The sequence below is a fragment of the Rhabdothermus arcticus genome (assembly GCF_055382915.1).
In genome coordinates this window covers 1147638-1173744 of the sequence record NZ_AP043808.1, presented here as the reverse complement: position 1 = coordinate 1173744, position 26107 = coordinate 1147638, and the positions used below count along the sequence as shown (strand labels likewise).

At 69.7% G+C, this 26107-nt stretch carries 24 protein-coding genes and 1 tRNA gene; 16 read left to right on the top strand and 9 right to left on the bottom strand.

Features of this window, described 5'->3' with window-relative positions:
• Positions 1–43: 43 nt before the first annotated feature.
• From ACZ48Y_RS06130 to ACZ48Y_RS06110, 5 genes are read left to right on the top strand one after another with little or no spacing between them, the layout of a single operon-like run.
• Positions 44–268, top strand: coding sequence for a FeoA family protein (locus ACZ48Y_RS06130; protein WP_464739610.1), 225 nt, complete (start codon positions 44–46; stop codon positions 266–268).
• Positions 269–306: 38 nt separating this feature from the next.
• Positions 307–2373 (top strand): ferrous iron transport protein B, encoded by a 2067-nt coding sequence (gene feoB / locus ACZ48Y_RS06125; protein WP_464739609.1) that lies wholly within the window; start codon positions 307–309, stop codon positions 2371–2373.
• Positions 2370–2648, top strand: a complete 279-nt coding sequence (locus tag ACZ48Y_RS06120) for a DprA-like winged helix domain-containing protein (protein ID WP_464739608.1) — start codon at positions 2370–2372, stop codon at positions 2646–2648. Before feoB ends, ACZ48Y_RS06120 begins: the two co-directional genes overlap by 4 nt.
• Positions 2645–3769 carry an alanyl-tRNA editing protein gene (locus tag ACZ48Y_RS06115; RefSeq protein ID WP_464739607.1) on the top strand — a complete coding sequence of 375 codons (1125 nt, stop codon included), beginning with the start codon at positions 2645–2647 and terminating at the stop codon, positions 3767–3769. The genes ACZ48Y_RS06120 and ACZ48Y_RS06115 overlap by 4 nt, the downstream gene beginning before the upstream one ends.
• Positions 3770–3779: 10 nt before the next feature.
• Positions 3780–3992 carry a hypothetical protein gene (locus ACZ48Y_RS06110; protein WP_464739606.1) on the top strand — a complete coding sequence of 71 codons (213 nt, stop codon included), beginning with the start codon at positions 3780–3782 and terminating at the stop codon, positions 3990–3992.
• On the opposite strand, the gene ACZ48Y_RS06105 is transcribed toward ACZ48Y_RS06110, so the two are convergent.
• Positions 3989–4471 carry a ferritin gene (locus ACZ48Y_RS06105; protein ID WP_464739605.1) on the bottom strand — a complete coding sequence of 161 codons (483 nt, stop codon included), beginning with the start codon at positions 4469–4471 and terminating at the stop codon, positions 3989–3991. The two genes, ACZ48Y_RS06110 and ACZ48Y_RS06105, sit on opposite strands and share 4 nt — an antisense overlap.
• 786 nt (positions 4472–5257) lie before the next feature.
• Here ACZ48Y_RS06105 and ACZ48Y_RS06100 point away from each other — a divergent pair.
• Positions 5258–5434, top strand: a complete 177-nt coding sequence (locus tag ACZ48Y_RS06100) for a hypothetical protein (protein WP_464739604.1) — start codon at positions 5258–5260, stop codon at positions 5432–5434.
• A 114-nt stretch (positions 5435–5548) separates the two neighbouring features.
• Positions 5549–7204, top strand: a complete 1656-nt coding sequence (locus ACZ48Y_RS06095; protein WP_464739603.1) for a 30S ribosomal protein S1 — start codon at positions 5549–5551, stop codon at positions 7202–7204.
• A gap of 40 nt (positions 7205–7244) precedes the next feature.
• On the opposite strand, the gene ACZ48Y_RS06090 is transcribed toward ACZ48Y_RS06095, so the two are convergent.
• Complete coding sequence (locus tag ACZ48Y_RS06090; RefSeq protein ID WP_464739602.1) at positions 7245–7475, bottom strand: hypothetical protein; 231 nt, start codon at positions 7473–7475, stop codon at positions 7245–7247.
• Between the two features lie 22 nt (positions 7476–7497).
• Between ACZ48Y_RS06090 and ACZ48Y_RS06085 the strand changes: the two genes are divergently transcribed.
• The 4 genes from ACZ48Y_RS06085 to ACZ48Y_RS06070 are packed head-to-tail and all read left to right on the top strand — an operon-like array spanning position 7498 to position 11098.
• Positions 7498–8202 (top strand): DUF72 domain-containing protein, encoded by a 705-nt coding sequence (locus ACZ48Y_RS06085; protein ID WP_464739601.1) that lies wholly within the window; start codon positions 7498–7500, stop codon positions 8200–8202.
• Entirely contained in the window at positions 8199–8606 is a 408-nt protein-coding gene (locus ACZ48Y_RS06080; protein ID WP_464739600.1) for an NUDIX hydrolase, read from the top strand. The genes ACZ48Y_RS06085 and ACZ48Y_RS06080 overlap by 4 nt, the downstream gene beginning before the upstream one ends.
• Positions 8599–9789, top strand: a complete 1191-nt coding sequence (locus ACZ48Y_RS06075; RefSeq protein WP_464739599.1) for an amidase family protein — start codon at positions 8599–8601, stop codon at positions 9787–9789. Before ACZ48Y_RS06080 ends, ACZ48Y_RS06075 begins: the two co-directional genes overlap by 8 nt.
• A gap of 4 nt (positions 9790–9793) precedes the next feature.
• On the top strand, positions 9794–11098 hold the full coding sequence (locus tag ACZ48Y_RS06070) for an APC family permease (protein WP_464739598.1): 1305 nt from the start codon (positions 9794–9796) through the stop codon (positions 11096–11098).
• On the opposite strand, the gene ligD is transcribed toward ACZ48Y_RS06070, so the two are convergent.
• The gene (gene ligD, locus ACZ48Y_RS06065; protein ID WP_464739597.1) at positions 11084–11974 is read right to left on the bottom strand and encodes a non-homologous end-joining DNA ligase; all 891 of its coding nucleotides are present in this window, start codon (positions 11972–11974) and stop codon (positions 11084–11086) included. The genes ACZ48Y_RS06070 and ligD overlap by 15 nt on opposite strands.
• A 35-nt stretch (positions 11975–12009) precedes the next feature.
• Between ligD and ACZ48Y_RS06060 the strand changes: the two genes are divergently transcribed.
• Complete coding sequence (locus ACZ48Y_RS06060) at positions 12010–13083, top strand: AI-2E family transporter (RefSeq protein ID WP_464739596.1); 1074 nt, start codon at positions 12010–12012, stop codon at positions 13081–13083.
• Here ACZ48Y_RS06060 and ACZ48Y_RS06055 read toward each other — a convergent pair.
• Genes ACZ48Y_RS06055 through ACZ48Y_RS06030 form a run of 6 tightly spaced genes read right to left on the bottom strand, consistent with a single transcriptional unit; the run spans position 13074 to position 20001 of the window.
• Entirely contained in the window at positions 13074–14036 is a 963-nt protein-coding gene (locus ACZ48Y_RS06055) for an aldo/keto reductase family protein (RefSeq protein WP_464739595.1), read from the bottom strand. The two genes, ACZ48Y_RS06060 and ACZ48Y_RS06055, sit on opposite strands and share 10 nt — an antisense overlap.
• A 36-nt stretch (positions 14037–14072) precedes the next feature.
• Complete coding sequence (locus ACZ48Y_RS06050; protein WP_464739594.1) at positions 14073–15011, bottom strand: c-type cytochrome; 939 nt, start codon at positions 15009–15011, stop codon at positions 14073–14075.
• Complete coding sequence (locus ACZ48Y_RS06045; RefSeq protein ID WP_464739593.1) at positions 15008–16864, bottom strand: heme o synthase; 1857 nt, start codon at positions 16862–16864, stop codon at positions 15008–15010. The genes ACZ48Y_RS06050 and ACZ48Y_RS06045 overlap by 4 nt, the downstream gene beginning before the upstream one ends.
• 20 nt (positions 16865–16884) lie before the next feature.
• Positions 16885–18477, bottom strand: coding sequence for a phosphoenolpyruvate carboxykinase (ATP) (gene pckA, locus ACZ48Y_RS06040; RefSeq protein ID WP_464739592.1), 1593 nt, complete (start codon positions 18475–18477; stop codon positions 16885–16887).
• Positions 18478–18487: 10 nt separating this feature from the next.
• Entirely contained in the window at positions 18488–18700 is a 213-nt protein-coding gene (locus ACZ48Y_RS06035; RefSeq protein WP_464739591.1) for a CDGSH iron-sulfur domain-containing protein, read from the bottom strand.
• A complete protein-coding gene (locus tag ACZ48Y_RS06030; RefSeq protein ID WP_464739590.1) occupies positions 18697–20001 on the bottom strand; it encodes a glucose-6-phosphate isomerase in 1305 nt (434 codons plus the stop codon). The genes ACZ48Y_RS06035 and ACZ48Y_RS06030 overlap by 4 nt, the downstream gene beginning before the upstream one ends.
• 42 nt (positions 20002–20043) lie before the next feature.
• Here ACZ48Y_RS06030 and ACZ48Y_RS06025 point away from each other — a divergent pair.
• From ACZ48Y_RS06025 to proB, 4 genes are all read left to right on the top strand, one after another.
• Positions 20044–20132: transfer RNA gene (locus ACZ48Y_RS06025), tRNA-Leu, on the top strand.
• Positions 20133–20229: 97 nt separating this feature from the next.
• Positions 20230–21726 (top strand): tyrosine-protein kinase domain-containing protein, encoded by a 1497-nt coding sequence (locus ACZ48Y_RS06020; RefSeq protein ID WP_464739589.1) that lies wholly within the window; start codon positions 20230–20232, stop codon positions 21724–21726.
• Between the two features lie 47 nt (positions 21727–21773).
• Positions 21774–24635, top strand: a complete 2862-nt coding sequence (gene uvrA / locus ACZ48Y_RS06015) for an excinuclease ABC subunit UvrA (RefSeq protein ID WP_464739588.1) — start codon at positions 21774–21776, stop codon at positions 24633–24635.
• Between the two features lie 352 nt (positions 24636–24987).
• A complete protein-coding gene (gene proB / locus ACZ48Y_RS06010; RefSeq protein WP_464739587.1) occupies positions 24988–26097 on the top strand; it encodes a glutamate 5-kinase in 1110 nt (369 codons plus the stop codon).
• The last annotated feature ends 10 nt before the right edge of the window (positions 26098–26107 follow it).

Genomic DNA, 26107 nt, shown 5'->3' with positions numbered 1-26107 from the left:
GGTATTGACGGGATTATGCCCCGGACCTAGAATCGAAGGCGAGATGCGGCGTCTAAGCGAACTCCACGTCGGCGAGGAAGGAGCGGTGGCCCGGCTCGCCAGCCCGGGCCGCACCCTGCGGCGGCTCTTCGCGCTGGGGATCCGCCCCGGGGCTCGGGTGCGCCTGCTCCGGCGGGCGCCGCTCGGCGATCCCCTGGAGATTCAGGTGGGGGAGAGCTTCATCGCCTTGAGGCGCCGCGAGGCCGAGCAGGTGCTGATCGACCGCTGATGGGCTGCCCGCGCTGCGACACCGCCACCGTCTTGAAGATGCCGCCAAAGGAGCGGCTCGTTCGCGTCGCGCTGCTCGGTAACCCGAACACCGGGAAGACCAGCCTGATCAACGCCCTGGCGGGGAGCGCGCTCCAGGTCGGCAACTGGCCGGGGACGACGGTGGAGCGGCTCGAGGCCCAGCGCTTTTACCGCGGGCGAGAGCTGGTCTTCGTCGACCTTCCCGGCGCCTACAGCCTCCTGGCCACCACCCCGGAGGAGCGGATCACCCGGGACGAGCTCCTCGGTCGTCCCCCCGACGTCCTCCTGGTGGTGCTGGACGCGGGGAACCTCGAGCGCAGCCTGCCCCTGGCGCTCGAGGCCAGCGAGCTGGGGCTGCCGATGGTGGTGGCGCTGAACCTCCTCGACGAAGCCGAGGAGAAGGGCTACCGCCTGGACCCGGAGCGGCTTGCCGCCGCCTTGGGGGTGCCGGTCGTGCCCACCGTGGCCAGCCGCGGCGAGGGCCGGGAGGCGCTCTTGGACGCCCTCCTCGCCCCCCGCACCCCGGCCCCCGCGGTGCGCTACCCGCCGGCGCTGGAGCGGGCGATCCTCGAGGTCGCGCGCCACATCACCCACCCCGCGGCGCGCTGGATCGCGACCGCGCTCCTCGCCGGCGAGGACCTCGCCGGCTTCGAGGCCGCCAGGGCCGAGGCCGAGCGGCAGAGGAAGGCGCTTGAGGCGATCGGGCTGGACCCCTTCCTGGAGATCAGCGGGGCCCGCTTCGCCCGTGCCCGGGAGCTTTTCCAGGAGGCCCTGCTCGGACACAACCCCCGCCCCACGTTGACCGAGAAGCTCGACCGCTTCGTGCTCCACCCCCTTCTCGGGCCGGTCCTCTTCCTCTTCGGGATGCTCCTCGTCTTCCGCTTCACCTTCCTCCTCTCCGCGCCCTGGGTGGACTTCATCGGCACGGTGCAGGAGGTGCTCTCGGGCTGGATCCGGGCCCTGCCCTTGCCCGGCGTGGTCCACTCCTTCCTCGCCGACGCCCTGGTCGCCGGGGTGGGGACGGTCCTGGCCTTCACCCCGGTCCTCTTCTTCCTCTACCTGGCGATGGGCTTCATGGAGGCCAGCGGCTTTTTGGCCCGCTCGGCCTTCATTGCCGACCGCCTGATGGCCACGGCGGGCCTCCCCGGCCGGGCCTTCATCCCCATGGTGTTGGGCTTTGGCTGCAACGTGCCGGCGATCTACGCCACCCGTACCCTGGAGTCCTTCGCCGACCGCCTGCGCACCGGGCTTGCGATCCCCTTCATGGCCTGCAGCGCCCGGCTGCCGGTCTTCACCCTCTTCGCCGCGGTCTTCTTCCCCAAGAACGCGGCGATGGTGGTCTTCGGCCTCTACCTTCTGGGCCTCGTCGTCGGGGTGTTCACCGCCTGGTTGCTGGGGCGGCTGACCCGGGCCGAGGCCTCGAGCGGGGCGATGGAGCTCCCGCCCTACCGCTGGCCGCCCCTCAGGGTGCTCTGGCTGCAGGCCAAGGTGCGCACCCTGAGCTTCGTCCAGGGCGCGGGGGGGCCGATCTTGATCGCGGTGGTCTTCATCTGGATGCTCTTGCACCTGCCTCCGGGCCCGATCGAGGGAAGCCTCTACGCCCGGGTGGCCCAGGCGCTCGCGCCGCTCTTTGCCCCCCTGGGCTTCGTCGACTGGCGCGTCGTCGGGGCGCTGATCCCCGGCTTCATCGCCAAGGAGGTGGTGGTGGGGGCGCTCGGGGTGAGCTTCATCGGCGCCGAGCCGGCCAGCGCGCTGGGTCTCTTGGAAGGCTCGCGGCAGCTCCTCTTCGCCTTCTGGGGTGCGCTGGTGCAGACCTTCTCCGGTCTGGTGGCGCTCTTTGGCGCCCCTCAGCTGGTGCCCGCGAGCGAGGCCCCGACCGCGCTGCAAGGAGCGCTCGGCCGCGCGCTCGACCCCGCGGGGGCCCTCGGCTACCTGGTCTTCGTCTTGCTCTACACCCCCTGCGTGGCCACGTTGGCGGCGATCCGCCAGGAGTTCGGCCGGCGTTGGGCGGCGATCAGCGTGGCCTACCAGCTCACCGTCGCCTACGTGCTGGCCTGGCTCGCCCACCAGGTCTTCAAGGGATGACCCGAACGCTCCTCGCCCTCCTCAGGACCCCGCGGACCCTCGACGCGCTGGCACGCGAGCTCGGGGTCGCGCCGGAGACGGTGGCCTTGATGCTGCGCCAGCTCGAGGCCCGGGGCTACGTCGGCCGGGCCTACGACGAAAGCCCGACCTGCGGCACCGCCTGCGGCCGTTGCAGCTTGAAGCGCCTCTGCCCGGTGGCCGGGGAGGCCGCGCCTCCCCTCGAGGCCTGGCGGCTGACGCAACGGGGTGAGGCGGCGCTTAGACTGGGCGCGTGAAGCGGCTTTACTGGGAGGACCCCTACGCGACCGAGTTCGAGGCCGAGGTCGTGGACGTCTTCGAGAAGGACGGCGCGGTCTGGGTCGCGCTGGACGCGACCCTCTTCTACCCCACCGCCGGCGGCCAGCCCCACGACACCGGGACCCTGAACGGGGTCCGGGTGCTCGAGGTCATCGAGGAGGAAAAGCACACCGGGCGCATCCTTCACCGCCTCGAGCGCCCCCTTTCCCGCGGCGCCCGGGTGCGGGGCAAGATCGACTGGCCCCGGCGCTACCGGCACATGCAGCGCCACACCGCCCAGCACATCCTCTCCCAGGCCTTTTTGCGGGCGGGGCGCTGGAACACGGTCTCGGTGAGCCTCAAGGGGCCGACCTTCACCATCGACTTCGACCTGCCCCCGGACGAGGGGGTGATCCGCGAGGCCGAGGCGCTGGCCAACTGGGCGGTCTACGCCAACCTGCCGATCCGGGCCAGCTTCGTCGAGGAGGCCCGGGTCCCCCTGCTGCCGCTCCGGCGCATGCCCAAGGCGCGGGGGACGATCCGGGTGGTGGAGATCGAGGCCTGGGACCTGGCGCCTTGCGGCGGCACCCACCTGCGCAGCACCGCCGAGGCGGGGCCGATCAAGGTCCTGGGGTTCGAGCGCTGGAAGAAGGGGACCACCCGGGTCTACGCCGTGGCCGGCTGGGAGGCGCTCGAGGACTACGCGAAAAAGCACGCCGCCCTGAGCGAGCTGGCGGCGCGGTTCTCCTCCCGGCCGCTCGAGGTCCCGTCCCGGGTGGACAAGCTCGAGGCCGAGCGCTTCGAGGCCCGGGGGGAGGCCGAGCGGCTGCGCCGCCTGCTCGCCGACCGCCTCACCGAGGGGGTGCGGGCCCCGGCGGTCCTCGAGGTCCCCGTCGAGGTCCTCGACGAGGCCGCGCGGCGCCTGTCTGAGCGCGGGGTGCGGCCGGCGTTGCTCTTCGCTCCCACGCCCCCGAACGCCCGCTTCGTCTACCTCGGCGACGCCGCCGGGTTCGCCGAGCTCCAGGCGCTCGGGGCCCGGGGCGGGGGGAAGGGCGGGCGCTACCAGGGGGTGCTCCCGCTCGCGGCCCTGGACGCGGCGCGGGCCCGGGTTTCGGGCTAGAATGCCGGACATGGAGCGGGCCTTAAAAGACCGGGCGGTGGAGCTGCGCCCCGGGGATCGCCTGCGCGATCCCCAGTCCGGGCGCTACTACCTGGTGTACGGCGTTCGGGTCTACGACGATTACGACAACGGCATGCTGGACACCTACTACGACCTCGTCGACGAGTCGGGGAAGCGGGTCGTCCTGCAGGCGCTCGCGGTCTCCAAGTGGGAGCGGGTCTAGGCCTCTTCGCGCTTCGGCAGCAGGCCTTGGGCCTGGAAGAGGTTGATCCCGGAGGCGGCGAGGTCCACGAGCTTTTGCATCGTCGCCTCCTCCTCGATCTGCTCGTTTAGAAACCACTCGATCAGGGGCAGGGCGCGGAAGTCGCGGCCCTCGAGGGCCAGCGCCATCATCCGCTCGAACTGGGCGGTCACCGCACGCTCGGCGGCGAGGGCACCCTCCACCGCGGCCAGGGCGCTCTCGAAGTCGGGCCGTTGGGCGCGGACCTCGGGGATGCCGGGGGTGTGGCCGTTGTCCAGCAAGAACCGCAGGAGCTTCATCGCGTGGCCGTGCTCCTCCTCGGCCTGGGCGAAGAAGAAGCCGGCCCAGCCGTCCAGCGACTGCCCCTCGAAGTAGACCGCGATCGCCAGGTAGTGGTTGTGGGCGCTGAGCTCGTGACCGATCTGGGCCTCGAGGGCCTCGGCAAGCTTTTCGCTAAGCATGCCCCATGCTACCCGAAACTATGCTGGCCGTGTGCGTGGGTCGACCAGCGGAGAAGCCGCGAGACGTCTGGCCCCAACCCTTTGCTGGAAGCCCCGCCGGAGCCTTTGTTCAAAGTTTCTTTGCGTTGGTTCCAAAACCTCCTCGTCTACGTCCCGCCCCCGGCGCTTTTCTCCTGGGCCCTATCGAGGGGTTTGCCCGGCCGCCGCTCGAGGCCGGGGCGATCCCGGCCATCCTGCTCTTGAACCCCGCGCTCGGGGTGTGCCGACAAGACCGGCACCCTGACCGAGGGGCGGATGACCGTCGCGCGGCTCGTGGCCCCTTCCCCGGAGGTCGAAACGCGGGCGCTCTTGGCGCAGGCCGAGGCCTACGCCGAAGCGGGCCACCGGGTCCTGGCCTGGGGTGAGTGGGAGACGGGGCCTTGCTTTCTCGGCTTTGTGCTCCTCGACGACGACTTCGCCACCATCGTCGCCGCGAAGAGGGCCGCAACATCTTCGAGAACATCCAGAAGTTTTCGCGCTTCCCCTTTTTCACCAACCTGGCCGAGGTCCTCTGCGTCAGCTTGGCGGTGCGCTTCGGGCTCCCCAGGGCCGATGGGGGGATCCGGTCACCGCTCGGCGCGGTTCAGAGCCTCTGGCTCGACCTGGTCACCGACGGCCCCCGGCCCTCGCGCTGGGGCTCTTCTTTGGCCTCGATCCGGTCCGGGGCAGCGAGGCCGCCCGCACGCTCACCTTCCACTGCCTCGCGGTGACGCAGCCCTTTTGGGTCTACGCTGTCCGCCCGGTGCCGTGTCCGAACCCCTTCCTGCACCTCGCGGCGGTGCCCGGGGCTTCCAGGCCGGGCTCTCGGGCGCGGCGGGCTGGGGGCTGGTCTCCGGCCTGGCCCTGCTCGTCTGGGCGCTGGTCGAGGGGGGCACGCGCTGGCTTCGCGGTCGGGCCTTTACAGGGCGGGATTTCCTGTGCTAACGTGGGAGGGTATGCCCACGGGGCAGATCGCCGCGAAAACCAACGCCGCAACGCGGTAGGCCGAAGGCGGGACGACCCGCTTTCTTTTTCGCGGCGCAAGGAGGAAACAGGCGGATGGAAGACCAAAAGACCCAGCTGCCGGCCGAAACGGCCGGAACCGAAACTCCCCAAAAGCCCGAGGCGAGCGAGGCCCCCAAGATGGACATGGAGGCGGCGCTGGCCGAGGCCGAGGGGCGGATGGCAAAGGAGATCCGGAAGGGGCAGATCGTCAAGGGGCGCGTCGTCTTCGTGGGGAACGAGGGCGTGGCCGTTGACGTCGGCACCAAGGTCGAGGGGATCATCCCCTTCGCGCAGCTCACCAACGAGCCGCTGAGCGAGGAGGAGCTCAAGACCCTCCTCAAGCCCGGTGACGAGGTCGAGGTGTACGTGCTGCGCGTGGACCCCGACGAGGGCCAGATCATCCTCTCGAAGAAGCGCGCCGAGGCGGACAAGGCCTGGAAGAAGATCGCCGAGCGCTTCGAGAAGGGCGAGCCCCTCGAGGTCGTCCCCACCGAGCGCGTCAAGGGTGGCCTGGTCGCCTACATCGAGGGCCAGCGGGCGTTCCTCCCGGCGTCCCAGGTGGATCTGAAGAAGAACGTCGACCTCGACGCCTTCGTCGGCCAGCCCATCCAGGCCAAGATCATCGAGCTCAACCGCAAGAAGGGCCGGATCATCCTTTCCCGCCGCGTACTCCTGGAGGAAGAGGAGAAGGAGAAGCGGCGGCGCGTGCTGGAGTCCTTGGAGCCCGGCCAGGAGGTCGAGGGCAAGGTGGTCGAGGTCACCGACTTCGGCGCCTTCGTCAACCTCGGGCCGGTGGACGGGCTGGTCCACCGCACCGAGCTCTCCTGGGGCCGGTTCAACCATCCCCGTGAGGTCGTCCAGGTCGGCGATCAGGTCAAGGCCAAGGTGGTCTCGGTGGACGTCGACCGGGAGCGGGTCAACCTCTCGATCAAGGCCGCGACCCCGAACCCCTGGGAGGTCGTCAGCGAGAAGTACCAGGTCGGCGACAAGGTCCGGGGCAAGGTCGTGGGCCTCACGCCCTTCGGCGCGTTCGTCGAGATCGAGCCGGGGCTCGAGGGCCTGATCCACATCACCGAGATGAGCTGGACCAAGCGCCCCAAGCACCCCTCAGAGGTGGTCAAGGAGGGCGAGGAGGTCGAGGCGCAGGTCCTGAAGATCGATCCCGAGGCGCGCCGGCTCTCCCTGGGGCTGCGTCAGCTTTTGCCCGACCCCTGGAAGGCGCTTCCCGAGAAGTACCCGCCGGGCACGGTGATCAAGGGCAAGGTCACCGGGATCACCCCCTTTGGCGTCTTCGTCGAGATCGAGCCCGGGATCGAGGGCCTGATCCACATCAGCGAGCTCGACCACCAGCGGGTGGAGAACCCCGCGGTGCTCTTCAAGGAGGGCGACGAGGTGGAGGCGGTGATCCTCCAGATCGACCCCGCGGAGCAGCGCATCTCGCTCTCGCGGAAGCGTCTCCTCGAGCCCCCGGTCCCCACCGAGGAGCGGCGTTCCCACGCCCGGCCCAAGGGCCGCCCCAAGGCCAAGGGCAAGGGGAAGGGCCCCCGCGACCGCCGGCCGCGTCCCGCGGAGGTGGGGGTGGCCGCGGCCTACCAGCAGTACGACGCCTCGGTGGCCAGCCCCTCCACCGCCTCGGTCAAGCTCGGCGACCTCTACGGCGATCTCCTGAAGGAGCTGGGCCTGGAGGAGTCGGCGGAGGCCGAGGGCTAAGCTGTGACGAAGCAACGAGGCCGCCCGCGGGCGGCCTTTTTTAATCCCCGAAGAGGTTCTCGAAGGCCTCGCGGGCGCCCCTGGGGGTGGCCCTGCGGTAGAGGTCGCCCTTTTGCTCCAGCGCTCCCTCGGCGACCAGGGCGGCGAGGGCGTCCTCGAGCTCCCGCCGCGAGAGCGCCTCGCCCTCCTCGTCGAGCCAGCGCTGGATCTCCTTCTTCGTCGCCCAGCCCAGCCGTTCCACCGCCATGCGCACCCACCCCTTGGTGTCCATGGGTAGATTGTAGGCTGAAGACGTGGATTGCCGGGTGGGCACCTCCGGGTACTTCTACCGCAGCTGGCGGGGCCGGTTCTATCCCGCGGACCTCGCGCCCTCGGCGTTCTTCGATTACTACCAGCAGCACTTCGACACCGTCGAGCTCAACGCGACCTTCTACCGCTTCCCCACCCCGGCGCGGGCCCGGCGCTGGGCGAGGGCCGCGCGCGCGGGCTTTCTTTTCGCGGTCAAGGCCCATCGGGAGATCACCCATCGGCGGCCGTTCGCCGACCCCTCGCGGCTGGGCGCGTTCTACGAGGCGATCGCGCCCCTCGGCGAGAAGCTCGGGCCGGTCCTCTTCCAGCTGCCCCCGCGCTTCGACCATTCCCCCGAGCGCCTGGAGCGGCTCCTTTTCGCGCTCGACCCGGCCTTTCAAAACGCGATCGAGTTCCGCCACCCCTCCTGGTGGCGCGAGGAGGTCTACGAGGCGCTGCGCGAAAAGGGGGTGGCCTTCGTCTCGGTCAGCGCCCCCGGGCTTCCGGAGACGGTGGTGGTGACCGCGTTCTACTACCTGCGCTTTCACGGCCGGACCCGCTGGTACCGGGACGCCTACGGCAGGGAGGCCCTCGCCGGCTGGGCGGCCCGGGTCCGGGGCGACCTGCCCCGCTACGCCTACTTCAACAACACCGACGAGGGCCACGCCCCGTTCGACGCGCTGACCTTTAGGGAGCTGGTATGCCGGTGAGGGAGCATTCCGCGGGCGGCGTCGTCGTGGACGACGGCAAGGTGCTCTTGATCCGCACCGAGAACCTCAAGGGGGAGCCGGTCTGGGCCTTCCCCAAGGGGCTGGTCGAGGAGAAGGAAAGCCCCAAGGAGGCGGCCTTGCGCGAGGTCCTGGAGGAGACCGGGTACGAGGCGGAGGTGCTCGCGCCCTTGGGGCAGACCACCTACTGGTTCGTTCGCGACGGGAAGCGGGTCAAAAAGACCGTGGACTGGTTCTTGATGCGGCCGGTGAGGAAGGTCAAGGCCCCCGACTGGGAGGTGCTCGAGGCCCGCTGGGTCCCCTTCGAGGAGGCGATGCGCCTTTTGACCTATAAGAGCGACCGCGACCTCCTGGCGCGCGCGCTGGAGCGGCTCGGCCATGGCTAGCGCGGTCTTCTGTGAAGCCCCGGTGGTCCTTTCGCCCACCGGCAAAGGGCTGCTCTCCGGCCGGACTGTGGTGGTCAAGGACAACCTGGCGATCGCCGGGCGGCCCACCACCGCGGGCTCCCGGGTGCTCGCCGCGCGCCCCCCGGCCCGGCGGCACGCCGAGGTGGTGCGCCGGCTCCTGGCCGCCGGGGCGAGGATCCTGGCCCGGGCCAACATGACCGAGCTCGCCTACTCGGGGATCGGCCAGAACCCCCACTACGGCACCCCGGAAAACCCTGCCTTCCCGGACCGGGTGCCCGGGGGGTCGTCGTCGGGTTCCGCGGCGGCCCTCGCCGGGGGCCTCGCCGAGCTCGCCGTGGGCACCGACACCGGGGGCTCGGTACGCATCCCCGCCGCGTTTCAGGGGCTCTACGCGCTCAAGCCCACCAACGGCAGCCTGCCCACCGAGGGCCTGGTCTACCTCTCGCCCACGCTGGACACCGTGGGGCCGATGGCCACGCGCCTTTCCGGGCTGCTCGCGCTCTACCGTGTGATGGCCGGACGGATGCTTGCCGTGCCCCGGCCCCGCCGTCCGCTGCGGCTCTTCCTTCCCCTGGGGGTGCTCTGGGAAGGGCTCGAGGACGAGGTCGCCGAGGCCGCCCGGGCCGCGGTGGATCGCCTCGAAGCTGCCGGCCACCGGGTGGAGGCCGGCGCGCCCACGATCTTTGCCGAGATTCTTGATCTCTACCGCGCCCACGGCCCCCTGGCGGCGCACGAGGCCTACCGGCTCTGGCGCGACCTGGCCGAGGCCGAGGGCGCGCGCATGGATCCCCGGGTGGCGACGCGAATCCTCGAGGCCGGCCGCTACCGCGAGGCGGACTACCCAACGGTCTTCGCCGCCTACCGCACCTGGCCCGGGCGGTTCTGGCGCGAGCTCGGCGGGTACGATGCCCTGGTGTTCCCCACCGTCCGCGTCCTGCCCCCGCCGCGCGCGGTGCTTTCGGACGACGCGGCCTTCTTCGCGGCCAACGCCCGGGTGCTGCGGAACACGATGCTCTTCAACTTCCTGCAAGGGCCGGTGCTCCAGCGCCCCCTCGCGCCCGGGATCGGGCTCTCCCTGGCCGGGCCTCCGGGTTCGGAGGCCCGGCTCTTTGGGGTGGCGGAGGCGATCGAGGCCGCGCTGGGGCGCCAAGGGGTAGGTTAGGGGCATGCGCAAGCTCACGCGCCGGCTTTCTCCGGGAGAGACCCTCGGGAAGAAGGAACTGATCGCGATCGGCGTCGGGGGGATGATCGGGGGCGGGATCTTCTCGGTCCTGGGGCTCACCGTGACCCTCGCCGGCCACGCCGCCCCGCTTTCCTTTTTGGTGGGCATGGCGGTGGCGCTCGCGGCGGGGTACTTCTTCGTCAAGCTGGCGCTCTACTTCCGCGACGACGGTGGGGTCTTCACCTTCGTGCGCGGGGCCTGGCCGGAGCACCCCGAGCTCTCGGGACTGGTCGGCTGGCTGATGATCGCGATGTACGTGGGGACGCTCGCGCTCTACGCCTACACCTTCGCCGCCTACGGCGCCGACCTCCTGGGGGAGCCCGAGCACCCCGACCTGCGCGTCTTCCTGGCGCTCTCGGTGCTCGGGGTCTTCTTGCTGATCAACCTCGAGGGCGTCCGCGCCAGCGGCACCACCGAGGATCTCCTCGTCTACAGCAAGCTTTTGATCCTGGGGCTCTTCGGCGGGATCGGCCTCTTTCGCGCCGACTACGGGCGCTTTCAGCCGCTCTTCGACCACGGCCCGCTCGCGGTCTTCCTCGGGGCGGCGGTGATCTTCGTCGCCTATGAGGGGTTCGAGCTGGTGACCAACGCCGTCGAGGAGACCCGGGACCCCGAGCGGGACCTCCCGGTCGGGGTGTACGGCGCGATCCTCCTGACCGGAACCGTCTACACCCTGCTCGCGGTGGTCGCGGTGGGAGCGCTCGACGAAGCGCTCATCCGCCAGGCCAGCGACTACGCCCTGGCCGCGGTCGCCGAGCCCGTCCTGGGGCGGGCCGGACGCCTGTTGATCGCCCTCTCCGCGCTCCTTGCCACGAGCTCGGCGATCAACTCCACGCTTTTTGGGGCCAGCCGGATGATGGCCGAGATGGGGGAGGAGGGCTCCCTGCCTCGCCTCTTCGCCCGGCGCGACGCCAGGGGCATTCCCTGGGTGGGGCTCTTGGCGCTGGCGATCGCCGCCGGGGCCTTCGCCACCCTGAGCCGCCTTGCCCTGATCGCCGAGTTCTCCAGCCTGACCTTCCTTGGGGTGGTCCTGGCGGTGGTCCTGGCGGGGTGGCGCCTTAAGGAAAAGATCGGGGCCCAACGCGCCGTCGCGGCGCTCATCCTGGTCCTGGTGGGGCTGGTGGTGGCGAGCCTGCTCGGCTACCTGGCCCGGGAGAACCCGGGCGAGCTTTTGGCCCTGGGGCTCGTTTACGCGGCGCTCGCGGCCGGGGCATTGGCCTACGCCCGGCGCCACCTAGAGCGGGGGTAGGGAGAAGGCGACCTCGTGCAGCCCCTGCATGGGGTCGCCGAGGGCCTCGAGGCGCTGGGGCACGCGTTTGACGTCGAACGCTTTTGGGTCAACGTCGCCGCGCTCGACCTCCTCCCAGAAAAGCGGCGTGCTCACCGGGGCCCCGGGCTTGGCCCGGACGGTGTAGGGGGCGGCGGTGTTGCGGCCGTAGCCGTTTTGCGCGTAGTCGATCTGGACCCGGTCCCCGGCGTGGCTCTTGCCCCGGGGAACGCCGATCAAGGTGGTGGCGGCCTCCAGGCGCTGGGCGAAGGCCTTGGCCCAGGCGCGCACCTCGTCGTGGGTGCGCTCGGGCTTGAGGGGCACGAAGAGGTGCAGCCCCGCGCCTCCGGAGGTCTTGGGAAAGGCCCTCAAACCGAGTTCGGCGAGGGCGTCGCGCACCAGCAGGGCGGCCTCGAGCACCGCGGTAAACCCCACCTCCCCGGGGTCCAGGTCGAAGATCAGCAGGTCCGCAAGGCGCAGGTTCGGCCAGCGCGCCGCCCAGACGTGGAACTCGATCGCCGCCTGGTTGGCCAGCCAGAGCAGCTCCGCCGGGTGGTCGACGAGGATCAGCGGGACCCGGCCGCTCTTGGTCTTGGGGTTGTGGTAGACCCGGGGAAACCAGTCCGGGGCGTGGTCCGGGAGCTTCCTGCGGTAGTAGCAGGCCCCGAGCAGGCCGTCCGGGCACATGTAGAGGGTGAGCGGCCGTTCTTTGAGGTGGTTGAGCATCGTCGGGGCCACCCGCCGGTAGTAGGCGAGCAGATCCCCTTTCGTCAGCCCGGCTTCGGGGAAGAACGGTTTGTCGAGGTGCTTGACCTCGACGGTACGGCCCGCCACCTCCCAGATTTCCCGGCGTTCCATGCCGCCATCCTACCCGGGGTTGGGTAAGGTAAGGCGTGCGCGAGGCCTTCTCACAGGTCTGGCAAAACCCCTACGTGCGGGCGGGGAGCGGCCTTCTTGTGCTGGCCGGGGGCCTTTGGTTCTTCGTCGAAACCTGGGCCGTGTGGCGCGTGGCCCTGGCCGCCGCGGTCCTCGCCGCGGTGGTCTTCCCGGTGCGGGCTTGGCTCGAGCGCCGCGGCCTGCCCCGCCCGCTGGCCTTCGGCCTGGTCGTCCTCGGGCTGCTGGCCCTCGGGGCCCTCTTCTGGCTGGGGCTGATCGGCGTCCTGGCCCAGCTCGGGGGGTTCGTCGCCGCGCTGCCGGACCTCTTCGCCAGCCTCTTTTCGCGCCTCAAGGGGCTCTGGGCGGGCCTCTTGCAGGGGGTCCCGGACTGGGCCAGGGGGCTCCTCGCGGCCACCCCGGAGGGGGTGGCGAGGGCCCTGCAAAACGCTCTGGGCGAGGGCCTCGCGCGGCTCAACGCCTGGGTCGCGCACGGGTTCTGGCCCGCGCTCACCGGGCTGGTGGGCGGGGTGCTGGAGCTCGTCGTGGGCATCTTCCTGGCCCTCTACTTCCTTTGGGATGGCGACCGCATGCTCAAGAGCCTCTACCGGCTCGCGCCCTCCGGCTGGCGGCCCTTGCTTTTGGACCTCGGAGAAAAGCTCGATCGCGCGGTGATCGGCTATTTTCGCGGTCAGCTGATGGTCGCCGGCACGATGGGGCTCTTCGTGGCCGGCGGCCTGACCCTGCTGGGCCTGCCCATGCCGCTGGCGACCGGGTTCTTGGTGATGGTCTTCGAGCTCATCCCCTTTTTGGGGATCGCCCTGGGCATGGCGGTCACCGCGCTGGCCGCGGCGCCGCTGGGCTGGGTCGGGATCCTCAAGGCCCTCGGGGTCTTCGTGGTCGCCGGGGAGTTCGAGGGGCACGTCCTGGCCCCGTTGATCCTGGGACGGGCCACCGAGCTCCACCCGGTGACGGTGATGCTGGCCTTGATGTTGGGGGCGGAGCTCGGCGGCCTCTGGGGGGCGATCGCGGTGGTGCCCCTGGTGGCCTTTTTAAAGGCGGTGCTGCTCGAGCACCTCGAAGCTCAGGCGTAGCAGTCCGGGCCCGGGGGGAAGATCGCGTCGATGGCCTCGAGGGTCTCGGGATCGAGCTTTAGCTTGGCCGCTTCGAGGTTCTCCCGCATCTGCTCCGGGCGGGTGGCGCCGGTGATCGCCGAGGTCACCTCGTTCCGGCGGAGCACCCAGGCCAGCGCGAGCTGGGCCCGGGTGACGCCGAGGCGGTCGGCGATCGCCTTGAGCCGCTTGACCCGCTCGCGGTTCTCCTCGGTCAGAAGCCGTTCGCGCAGGGGCTCGTACTCGGTGAGCCGGGCGCCCTCGGGCAGGCCCTCGTCGTACTTACCGGTGAGCAGGCCCATCCCCAGCGGGCTCCAGACCACCACCCCCATGCCGAACCGGGTGGTCTCCAGGAAGATCTCCTTCTCCACCCGGTCGCGGTAGACCAGCGAGTACTGGGGTTGCTCGACCGCGGGCGGGTGCAGCCCGTTGGCCCGGGCGAAGGTCACCGCCTCCGCGATCCGCGCCGGGGGCCACTCCGAGGTCCCCCAGTAGAGGATCTTGCCCTCGTCCACCAGCTGGCTGAAGGTCCCGACGATCTCCTCCATCGGGACCTCGGGGTCGTAGCGGTGGGCGAAGTAGACGTCCAGGTAGTCGGTCTGCAGGCGCTTGAGGCTTTTGTCGATGGACTCGCGGATGTGCTTGCGCGACAGGCCGCGGTCGTTGACGTCCTCGCTCATGGGCCAGAAGACCTTGGAGGTCATCACCAGGGTGTGGCGCGGGTAGTCCTTGAGGATCCGGCCCATGATTTCCTCGGCGACCCCCCGGGCGTAGACGTCGGCGTTGTCGTAGAAGTTGACCCCGCCGTCGTAGGCGAGCTTGACGATCTCGCGAATGGTCGCTTCGTCCTTGACCTGGTTGCCGTAGGTCACCCAGGCGCCGAGCCCGATGACCGAGAGCTTGGGTCCCCACTGACCGAGTTTGCGGTATTCCATTGCAGCCCTCCGCCTCCAGTGTACCTGACCACTGGGTCAGGGAAGGCGGAGGGCGTCGCTGAGGTCCACGCCCTCGGGCTTGAGGCGCTCCAGGTAGCGGAGCAGGGCGTCGAGCTCGGCCTCGCTGAGGTCGGGGAAGGCGGGCATCCCGACGCCGGGCTTCATCGCCGGGGCGTTTTGGATCCAGGTCCGCAGGTACTCCGGGGCGTTGGGCCAGGTTCCGGAGCCGAAGGTGGTGCGCAGGGCGAAGAGGCTGAGGTCCGGGCCAACCTCGCCCCGGGCCGCCGTCCCCGCCACCCGGTGGCAGGCCGCGCAGCGCTTGAGGAAGACCGGCGGGGGCGCGGGGGGCGTGTAGGCGTTGATCGCCCGCATGAGCGCGGCGTAGTCCTCTTGTGCGAGGGCCAGGATGCGAAAGCGGGCCTTGTCCCAGGAGGGACCGACGTACTCCGCCTCGCCGCCGGCGTAGACCCCAGGGCGCCTGGCGGTGAAGGTGGTGCGCGTGGTCTGGCCCGGGATCGCGTCGATCTTGATGCCGAGGCCATCCACCCGAAGGGTGTGGAAGACGTCGCGGCTGGTGGCGAGAAGGGCCACCGGGACCCCCACCGGAACCCAGGCCTCGCCGGCGGTCAACAGCCCTCCGGGGTAACGCACCCCCCACCAGTAGCGCTGGGCGGTGACCTCGAGCTCGAGCGCCGCCTTGGGGGTTGGGCGCAGGTTGAAAAGCGCCATCCCCGCCATCAGCGCCACCACCCCGGCGACGGCCACCGGGAAGACCACCCAGAGCAGCTCCTTGCTGCCCCGCCGCTTCCCCTCGCGCCAGCCCCAGACGCCGGCGGCGAGGAAGCCCAGGAGGAAGAGCAGGGTAAAGGTCAGAAGGCGGCCCGTGTTCGCGGAGCCGCCGTCGGTGCCGTAGTTCGTCGCCTCGTGGGCCAGGGCCAAAGAGGCCAGGGCGAGCGTCGTCAGGGCGCGCTTCATGCGAAGAGGGTCTTGTCCAGCGTGAGCAGCAGGAAGACCGCGGCCAGGTAGGTGAGGGAGTAGAGGTAGAGCGACTTGGCCACGGGCCGGGCTTCCGGGGCCAGCGCCAGGCGGTAGGCGCGGGCCAGGAGGATGACGTTCAAGAGCGCGGTGCCCAGGGCGTAGGCCAGCCCGGCCTCGCCCAGGGTCAGGGGCACGAAGGTGATGAGCGCGGTGAGGATCGCGTAGAGCGCGATCTGCAGGGCGGTGATTCGCGGCCCGTAGACCACCGGGAGCATCGGCACCCCGACCTTGGCGTACTCGTCCTTGATCATCAGGGCCAGCGCCCAAAAGTGCACCGGGGTCCAGAAGAAGATGATCAAGAACAGCGTCCAGGCCAGCGGGGAGAGCTCGCCGGTGGCCGCCGCCCAGCCGACCAGCGGGGGGAAGGCGCCGGCCGCGCCGCCGATCACGATGTTGTGCCATGTGCGGCGCTTGAGCCAGAGCGTGTAGACGAAGACGTAGAAGACCAGCCCCGCCAGGGCCAGCACCGCGGCGAGGAGGTTGGCCCAGGCGGTGAGGATGACGAAGGAGGCGGTGGCCAGGGCCATCGCGAAGACGAGCGCGCGCCGCGAGGAGATGCGCGCGGTCACCGTGGGACGCTTGGCGGTGCGCGGCATCTGGGCGTCGATGTCGCGGTCAATGACCATGTTGATGGCGTTGGCCGCACCGGCGGCGAAGTAGCCGCCAAGGAGCACCGCCAGGAAGGGCCCCCACCCCGGCCAGCCCCGGGCAGCGGCGAAGAGCGCGGTGATCGCGGTGAAGAGCAGCAGGCTGATCACCCGGGGCTTGGTCAGCGCCACGTAGTCCATGAAGGTGGCGTTGCCCTTGCCCAGGTGGGGGCTCTCGCTGCCCTCGGCGGCGTCCTCGACGCGGGGGACGTCGGTGGAGAAGGCGGCCAGGGTGAGCAGGACCAGCGCGATCCAGACCCCGTCGGCGAGGGCCAGGTGCACCATCTGCATCCCCACCGGCGCCAGCAAGAAGAGGTTGATGAAGCCCGCGACGAGCTGCGTCGCGAAGAGGGCGACGAGCAACGTCGCGAAGCGCCGCACCCGGGGGTGGGGCCGCAGGAAACTGACCAGCCCCGCCACCAAGAGCAGGTAGATGCCGGTGGAGATCGCGATCAGGGGGTGGAAGATGCGCAGCTTGAGGAGGAAGTGGGCGGTGGGGGAGAAGTCCTGCTGGATGCCCTCGACCAGGCTCGAGGCCTTGAAGAGGGTGTCCCCAAGGGCGGTGATCGCTCCGCTCGCGCCGAGCAGGGCCATCGCGAAGAGGCCGAGGTAGAGGGCGTAGCCCACCGGCCCCTGGTGCCTGAGGCGGATCGGCGGCCCCCCGGAGGCCCAGTAGGCGTTCAGGGTGAGCCCGCCGAGCAGGAGGAAGGTGATCAAGAGGTGGGTCGCCATCACCACCGCCCGGGCGACCGAAGCGTTGTAGGCGACGAGCTGGAAGATGACCAGCCCGGCCCCGGCGAGGACCTCGAGGCCCATCACCCCGAGCGCGATCGCCGCGCCCAGGCGCACCCGGTGGCCGGGGGGATAGAGCCGGAAGGCCCAGATGAAGAGCCCCACCACCAGGAGCAGGTCGAGGCCGCTGGTGAGGCGGTGGCTGAACTCGATCCAGGTCTTGAGGCTGTCGGTGGGCGGGATCAGCGCCCCTTGGCAGGTCGGCCAGTGGCGGCCGCAGCCGTCGCCGGAGAAGGTGGCGCGCACGTAGGCGCCCCAGAGAATCACCGCGACGGTGTAAAAGAGCGTGCCCCAGGCCATGCGGGCATACGCCCGCGCCGCGCGCGGGTTGGGGATACGATCGGGGGACATACCGCCCATCAGTATAAAACCTAAGACGAAACTTTAGGACCGGCGTCCCGCACCGCGGGGTCCACCGCGTCCCGGTAGCGGGCGAAGTTCTCCAGGAACATCCGCGCCAGCTTTCGGGCGGCCTCGTCGTAGCCAGCGGGATCGGGCCAGGTGCCGCGGGGGTCGAGGAGCGCCTCGGGGACCCCTGGGACCCGGGTCGGCACCTTGAAGCCGAAGATCGGGTCCTCGCGGTAGGGCACGTCCTCCAGCGCGCCCTGGAGCGCGGCGTTGATCATCGCCCGGGTGTAGGGCAGGGGGATGCGCTCCCCGACCCCGTAGGGCCCGCCGGTCCAGCCTGTGTTGACCAGCCAGACCGCGGGGCGGTGACGGCGGATCCGCTCCCCCAGGAGCGTTGCGTAGACCGTGGGGGAAAGCGGCAAGAAGGGCTCGCCAAAGCAGGCCGAGAAGGTGGCGACCGGCTCGGTGATGCCGCGCTCGGTCCCGGCGACCTTGGCGGTGTAGCCGGAGAGGAAGTAGAACATCGCCTCCTCCGGGGTCAGCCGGGCCAGGGGCGGCAGCACCCCGAACGCGTCCGCGGAGAGGAAGAAGATGTGCCTGGGATGGCCGCCCCGGCCCGAGGGCTCGCGGTTTTGCACGTGGGCCAGGGGGTAGGCGCTGCGGGTGTTCTCGGTCTTGGAGTCGTCGTTCCACTCCACCCGGCGCGTCTCCGGGTTGAGGACGACGTTCTCGAGGATCGTCTCGAACTGGTTGGTGGCCTCCCAGATGATCGGTTCCTTGTCCCGCGAGAGGCGGATGACCTTGGCATAGCTCCCGCCCTCGAAGTTGAAGACCCCTTCGTCGCCCCAGCCGTGCTCGTCGTCGCCGATCAGCCGGCGCTTGGGGTCGGCGGAGAGGGTGGTCTTCCCGGTGCCGGAGAGGCCAAAAAAGAGCGCGGTGTCCCCGGCCTCGCCGACGTTCGCCGAGCAGTGCATGCTGAGGACGCCCTTCTTGGGCAGGAGGTAGTTGAGGGCGGAGAAGATCGCCTTCTTGATCTCCCCGGCGTAGGCGGTGCCCCCGATCAGCACCTCGCGCCGCTTGAAGCTGAGGATGACGAAGACCTCGCTGCGGGTGCCGTCGCGCTCGGGGACGGCCTTGAAGCTGGGGGCGTGGAGGACGGTGAAGCCGGGCACGAAGGGCTCGATCACGTCCTCGCTGTAGAACATCCGCGGCAGGATGAAGAGGTTGCGGGCGAAGAGCGCGTGCCAGGGGCTCTCGGTGATCACGCGGATGCCGTAGTGGTGGTTGGGGTCGTGTCCGGCGTAGAGGTGCTGGACGTAGAGGTCGTCCTGGCCCAGGTGCTCGAGCACCCGGCCGCGGAGGGCTTCGTAGGTCTGGGGGTCGAAGGGGCGGTTGACCTCGCCCCACCAGATCTCCTCGGAATAGGGGGGTTCCTCGACGATGAACTTGTCCTTGGGGCTGCGGCCGGTGTAGGGCGTGGTGTCCACGACCAGCGGCCCCCTGTGGGCGAGCACGCCGAGGCCCTTGGCCAGGGTCTCCTCGATCAGGACCGGGGTCACCGCGTCCACCAGGACGCGCTTTTGGGGTTGGATGCCGAGCGCGGTGAGCTCCTCCATGTCGGTGAGTTTACTCCCCTTCCCAGGTCAGCACCGCGGGAGGGGCCTCGAAGCCAATCGCGCGGTGGCTCTTGTCGCAAAAGGGCTTGCGCTTCGAGGCCCCGCAGCGGCAGAGCGCCAGGTTGGCCTTCTCCAGGACCACCGGGTGGCCGTTCAGGTAGACCACCTGGCCCTTTTTGGCCTCGATGATCAGGGGTCCGTTGGCGCGGAAGACGAGCTTCATGCCTCCTCCAGCAGATGGGCGTAGCCCTCGCGCCCCATCAGGGCGTAGGTGTAGGCCTTGGCCAGCTCCACCCCGGGCTGGTCGAAGGCGTTGACCCCGTAGAGCTCGCCGAGGATCGCGGTCTGCCACATCAGGGTCTGCAAAAGCTCGCCGAGGGCGGCCTCGGAGATTTCGGGAAGGATCATCGCGTACTGCGGGCGCCGGGCCTCGGTGAGCGCCCGCCGGGTGCCCTCGGCCTCGGCTTGCAAGAGGCCCCCGAGGGGCTTGCCGAAGAGGTAGGCGGCGGCCTCGAGCGCGGGATCCTCGGGCATCGTCAGGTCCGGCCCCAGCTCCTCGGCCAGGAGGAAGACGAAGGCCTTGTCGTTGGGCCCTTCGCGGAAGAGCTGCAAGAGGCTGTGCTGGTCGGTGGCCCCAACCGCCTTGAGCGGGGTGGGGCCGACGTGGACCCTGGCGCCCTTCTTGTCGTAGGCCTTGCCCAGGGACTCGGCGTGCAACTGGCTGAACCAGTCGGCAACGAGGGCCAGCCGGGTGCCGTAGGGCATGAAGACGTGGATCGGCTTTTGCCGGTAGCGGTCCAGGAGGTAGAGCACGAGCGCGCTCTTGCGCGCATTCTCCAGGCGGTGCCCGGCGTTGCGCGCGCCCATCAAAAGCTGCATCACGTCGACCCCGGCCAGGGCCAGGGGCAAGAGGCCCACCGCGGAGAAGACGCTAAAGCGCCCCCCGACCGCGGGCGGCACGTCGAAGGCGACCAGGCCCTCGGCGCGGGCGTGGGCCCGCAGCGGCCCCTTCTCGGGATCGGTGACGACGGCGACGTGCTCGCGCCAATCCTCCCCCAGCGCCGAGGTCAGCCAGCGGCGGAAGATCAGGTAGGCGGCGAGGGTCTCTGCGGTGGCCCCGGACTTGCTGATCGCCAGCACCAGCGTGGTCTTGGGGTTCAGCCTCGAGAGGAGGGCGCGGACGGGGGCGGGGTCGACGTTGTCCACGAAGTGGAGCGGGGCCTCGGGGGCGAGGGCCTGCCAGAGCGCCTTGGCCCCCAGCGCCGAGCCGCCGATGCCCAGCACCACGACGTCCCTGGCCCAGGCCACCCGCTCGCGGTAGCGGAGGATGTTCCGGGCGGTCTCGGTGTCCTCGGGGAGGGTGATCCAGCCGAGCATCGCCTCGGGGTTGCGGGCACGGGTCTTGAGGCTTTGCTCGGCGCGGTCGAGCACGCCCTGCCAGGCGCCGAGCTCGCGCTCGAGCTCGAGGCCGTTCTCCGGCCCGATGCGGCTTGAGTCCAAGGGTGTGAGATCGAGCCTCAGCATGCCTTCACTTTACGCGCTCCCAGCGCTAAAATGGCCTCGCCTGCCGGGATGGCGGAACCGGTAGACGCAACGGACTTAAAATCCGTTGGGGGTTCGCCCCCGTGCGGGTTCGAGTCCCGCTCCCGGCACCAGCCCCCGGGGATCTGAGGTCCCTGGGTTTTTTGCGCCCGTGTATCCGGACTCAGCGACGTATCATCCGGTGAAGAACGTTTTTAACGGAGGGGGCGCGTGGACTCTCAGGAAGAGATAACGCTCGAAGAGCTTTGGCGGCTCCTGCGCGGGGTGCTTCCCTGGGCCTTTTTGATTGCCGGTGTAGTGGCGACGCTTGCGTATCTCCTCGATATCCAAAGGCCGCCAGTTTACGAGGCCAGCGCCCGGGTCGTGGTCCTCGAGAGTGCCGCGCCGGGAGCGCTGTCCAGTGCGCGGTACCAGGTCCCTCCCTTGGACCCCGAGGCCTACCGAATGGTGGCCCTAAATCAGATCGTACGGGCGGTGGTCGGGGAGCAACCTACACGCGTGCGGGTGACCAAGGGCCGGCGCTCTTCCGTCCTCGAGCTCGCGGTGCGCTCAGAGGACCCCGTGCAGGCCGCCGACCTGGCCAACGCCTGGGCCAAGGCCGTGATCGCCTGGGAGCAGACGCGTGCAAAGGGGGACTTTGAGCGAGAGGAGGCTGCGCTAGAGGCGCGGATGCAGGTGATCGACCGCGAGCTTATGCGCGCTCAGCAGAGTGGGGATCAGGCGCGTCAAGCTGCGCTAGAGCGATTAAAGGCGGACTTGATCCGGGACTTGGATATGGTGCGTGCGCTCATGATCGCGACTCCGGGGAACCTTCAGCTGCTTGAAGCTGCGGTCCCCCCTGAGCATCCGGTGGCGCCTCGTCCGGCCCTTACTGCCGCGCTTTCAGGCGCCCTGACCTTTTTCCTGGTGGTGACGCTCGCCCTTGGGCGTCAAGCGCTGGATCCCAGGCTGCGGGACGCTGAGGAGGCCATGCGCTTGACCGGATGGCCGATCTTGGGAGGGTTTCCCGCGGTCTTTTCGGGCACGGGACGGGATCTCCCCAAGGAGGCGGCCAACTACCTCCGCACCTATGTGGATCGGGAATTGATTGGGGTCCACCCTAAGGTCTTGGTGGTGACCAGTGCCGAGGCGGGCGCCGGCAAGTCGAGCGTCGCCCTGGCTTTGGCCCGCGCCTATGCCCGGTTGCAGCGGCGAACGCTCTTGATCGATGCGGACCTGCGTAAGCCGGTGCTTGACGAGGAGCTTGGGGCCTCCTCGGAAGGCGGTCTCTTGAGCGTGTTGCAGAATCCGGTTCAGGAAATTACGACGAAAGCTGTTTCGCCGTTCCTCGATTTTCTCCCCGCCGGCGGGAGCAGCGACAATGCCTCCGAGCTTTTTGCCGAACACTGGAAGGACGTTCTCGCCCGGCTCATCAACGCGAACGTCTACCAGGTCGTGGTAATTGACAGCGCACCGATTCTTCCGGTCTCGGACACCCTGGTGCTGGTGCCCCACGCTTCGGGGACGCTCCTGGTTGCGGCGGAGGGAAAGACGCACAAGCGTCATTTGCAGGCCGTCAGAGAGCTTCTAACCCGGGTCGGCGCGAAGGTTTTGGGCCTGGTGCTGACGCATGTGCGCCAGTCAGTTTGGTTGGGAAGCGGTTATGGGGGTTACGGCGGTTACGGGTACCAGGCGCGTTCTTCTGAGCGGGAAAAAGAGCATGCCTAACGGAGGTACCCTGGAGCGATTCGTGCCCGCGTGGTAAAATCCCTCGGATGGACCGAATCGTCATCAAGGGCGCGAGGGAGCACAACCTCAAGGACGTCGACCTCGAGCTCCCGCGCGGCAAGTTCGTGGTGATCACGGGCGTTTCCGGCTCGGGCAAGAGCACGCTGGCCTTCGACACCATCTACGCTGAGGGCCAGCGTCGCTACGTCGAGAGCCTCTCCTCCTACGCCCGCCAGTTCCTGGGGGTGATGGACAAGCCCGACGTCGAGCACATCGAGGGGCTCTCCCCGGCGATCTCCATCGACCAGAAGACGACCTCCCACAACCCCCGCTCGACGGTGGGCACGGTCACCGAGATCCACGACTACCTGCGACTGCTCTTCGCCCGCGCCGGCACCGCGCACTGCCCGGTCTGCGGGCGCAAGATCGAGCGCACCTCGGCGAGCGAGATCACCGACCGCCTGATGGCCTATCCCGAGGGCACCCGGGCGATCTTGATGGCGCCTTTGGTGCGGGGGCGCAAGGGGGAGTACCAGGGCCTCTTCAAGCAGCTGATGAAGGAGGGCTACGTCCGGGTGCGGGTGGACGGGGTGATCCACCGCCTGGAGGAGGCCTTGGATCTGCGCCTTGAGCGCTACGAGAAGCACGACATCGACCTGGTCATCGACCGGGTGGTCCTGAAGCCCGAGGAGCGCCCGCGCATCGCGGAGTCGGTGGAGCTCGCGCTCCTCCGCGGGGACGGGCTTTTGCGCGTCCTCTTTCCGGACAGCGGCGAGGAGGTGCTCTTTTCCGAAAAGTTCGCCTGCCCCGAGCACGGGGCGGTGCTCGAGGAGCTCGAGCCCCGGATCTTTTCCTTCAATTCTCCCTACGGGGCCTGTAGCGCCTGCTCCGGGCTCGGCTACAAGATGGAGTTCGACCCCAACCTGGTGGTGAATCCGGAAAAATCCCTGGCCGAAGGAGCGATCATCCCCTGGTCCCGGGGGCGGGACACCGGGCGGGGCTTTCACTGGGACAAGCTCCGGGCCCTCGCCGAACACCTGGGGTTCGACCTCTACACTCCCTTCAAGCAGCTCGACGCCGCCCAGCAGCGGGCGGTCCTCTACGGGCTCGACGCCCCCTTCGAGGTCGTCTTTCACCGCGGGGGGCGGGAGACCGGGCGGATCACGGTGCGCTTTGAGGGGGTGATCCCCTGGCTGCAAAAGAAGTACGAGGAAACCGACTCCGAGGGCGTCCGCGAGATGCTCGAGGGCTACATGAGCCTCAAGGCCTGTCCGGTCTGCCAGGGCACCCGCTACAAGCCGGAGGTCCTCGCGGTCACCGTCGACGGCAAGAACATCGCCGAGGTCAGCGGCATGAGCGTGCGCGAGGCGCTGGCCTTCTTCGAGGGGCTGGAGACCCGCCTGGAGGGCTTCGCGCGCCAGGTGGCGGCGCCGATCGTCCGGGAGATCCGCGCCCGCCTGGGCTTTCTGGCCGACGTGGGGCTCGACTACCTCTCCCTGGACCGGGCCGCGAACACCCTCTCCGGCGGCGAGGCCCAGCGCATCCGCCTCGCGACCCAGGTGGGCTCGGGGCTGACCGGGGTGCTCTACGTCCTCGACGAGCCCTCGATCGGCCTGCACCCCCGGGACAACCAGCGGCTGATCGCCACCTTGAAGCGGCTCAGGGACCTGGGCAACACGTTGATCGTCGTCGAGCACGACGAGGAGACGATCCGTTCCGCGGACTGGGTCGTGGACATGGGGCCCGGCGCCGGGGTGCACGGGGGCGAGGTCGTCGCCGAGGGCACGCCGGAGGCGGTCGCGGCGCACCCCAAGAGCCTGACCGGGGCCTACCTCCGCGGGGAGAAACGCATCGAGGTGCCCCCGACCCGGCGCAAGGGCAGCGGCAAGAAGCTGATCGTGCGCGGGGCGCGCGAGCACAACCTGAAGGACATCGACGTCGAGATCCCGCTGGGGATGTTCGTGGCCATCACCGGCCCCTCGGGTTCGGGGAAGAGCACCCTGGTCCACGACATCCTCTACGCCCACCTGGCCCGCGAGCTGATGCGCGCCAAGACCGTTCCCGGCGATCACGACGGGATCGAGGGAATCCACCACCTGGACAAGGTGATCGAGATCGACCAGAGCCCGATCGGGCGCACCCCCCGCTCCAACCCCGCGACCTACACCGGGGTCTTCGACGAGATCCGCGCGATCTTCGCCAAGACGCCGGAGGCGAGGAAGCGCGGCTACACCCCGGGGCGCTTTTCCTTCAACGTCAAGGGGGGGCGTTGCGAGGCCTGCCGGGGGGACGGGACGGTCAAGATCGAGATGCTCTTTTTGCCCGACATCTACGTCCCCTGCGAGGTCTGTAAAGGCCGGCGCTACAACAAGGAGACCCTCGAGGTCAAGCTCCGCGGCAAGAACATCGCCGACGTGCTGGACATGACCGTGGAGGAAGCGCTCGCGTTCTTCAAGAGCGTGCCCGCGATCACCCGCAAGCTCAAGCTGATGGTCGACGTCGGCCTCGGCTACATGAAGCTCGGCCAGCCCTCGCCGACCCTCTCCGGGGGCGAGGCCCAGCGCATCAAGCTGGCCACCGAGCTGGGCCGCAAGGCCACCGGCAAGACCCTCTACATCCTCGACGAGCCCACCACCGGGCTGCACTTCGACGACGTGAAGAAGCTCCTCGACGTCCTGCACCGCCTGGTCGAGTCGGGGAACACGGTGGTGGTCATCGAGCACAACCTGGACGTGGTCAAGACCGCGGACTGGGTGATCGACCTCGGTCCCGAGGGTGGTGCCCGCGGTGGCCGGGTGGTCGCCGCGGGCACCCCGGAGGCGGTGGCCATGCACCCCGATAGCCCCACCGGGGCCTTCTTGCGTCGCATCCCGGAGATCGCCGCCCGCTCCCAGGTGGCCGCGGACTGACGTTAAAGCACGCGTAGACGAGGGCGATCAAGGCCTCCAGTTTGGATGGCCCCCGTCCTCCGGCTCGCCCCGGGGCATGGGCGCGTGATGCCGTCCTCGTCCCGGTGGGCCCGTTTGCGTTCGGGATCTGGGCCACGTCGGGCGCGGAGATCGGGCCCATGCTGTTGCCGTGGCGCATCGAACACCCGGAGGCGGGCGCTTGGGCAGAGCCTTTCCAAGGTTGTCTGCCAGAAGATTGCTGGCGAAGGGCGTTGTGGGGCGCGGGCACCCCGGGCGGCGAACCGGATGGGCCGCCTGATCGGGGCCTTTGGATGCGTGTGGCCGACGTCCTCAAAACGTTTAGAATTCCCCCGTGACGCCCTTGGCGAAGGCAACGCGGGTGGTGATCAAAGTTGGCTCGGCGGTCCTCGCCGAGGCGGGCGTGCTGGCAAGCGACCGCTTTCAGGCAATCGCCCGCGGGGTCCAAGCGCTCCAGGAGGCCGGGGCTCAGGTGGTGCTGGTCTCCTCCGGGGCGATCGCCGCCGGGCGCGCTCTCCTGGCCCGGGAGCGGCCCCGTTCCCTTCCCGAGCTGCAGGCGCTCGCTGCCTTGGGCCAGCCGGAGCTGATGCGGCTCTGGAAGGCAGCGTTTGCCCCGAACCCGGTGGCCCAGGTGCTCCTCGACGCCGGCGACCTCGCCGACCGAAAGCGCGTTTTGAACGCCAAGAACACCCTGGAGACCCTGCTCTCCTGGGGCGTGGTCCCGGTGGTGAACGAAAACGACACGGTGATGACCGAGGAGATTCAGTTCGGGGACAACGATCAGCTCGCGGTGCTGATCGCCGGGGTGATCGAGGCCGATTGGGTACTCGTGCTTTCCGACGTCGAGGCCCTCTACACCCGGGACCCGCGGGAGGATCCTTCAGCCACCCCGGTGCGCGAGCTAAGGGGGGTGACCCCGGAGGTCCTGGCGATGGCCGGTGACCGGCCGGGGCGGGCCGGCCGCGGGGGAATGCGCTCCAAGCTCTTCGCCGCCAAGCGGGCGCTGGACGCGGGGATCGCCTTTTGGCTGCTGCCCGGACATGACCCCGAGGCGATTCCCAAGGCCCTGGCCGGGGCGCCGATCGGGACCCGGTTTCTCCCCAGCGGGCGGCGCTATGCGGGGAAAAAGCGCTGGCTGGCGCAGCTGCCCTTGATTCAGGGGGAGCTGGTCGTGGACATGGGGGCGGCCCGGGCCCTTCGCGAGCAGGGGGCAAGCCTCTTGCCGGTCGGGGTGCGCGAGGTTCGGGGCAACTTCCCCGCCGGGGCGCCGGTGCGGGTGGTCGACGAGGCCGGCCGGCTTCTGGGCTACGGGCTGGCCGAGCTGGGTTCGGAGACGATCGCCCGCGTGCGCGGGCTGCATAGCGGCGAGATCCAGCGGCTGTTGGGGAAGGGCGTCCCCGAGGTCGTGGTGCACCGGGACCGTTTCGCGCTCGCCGCCGAGTGAGCGTGGGTCT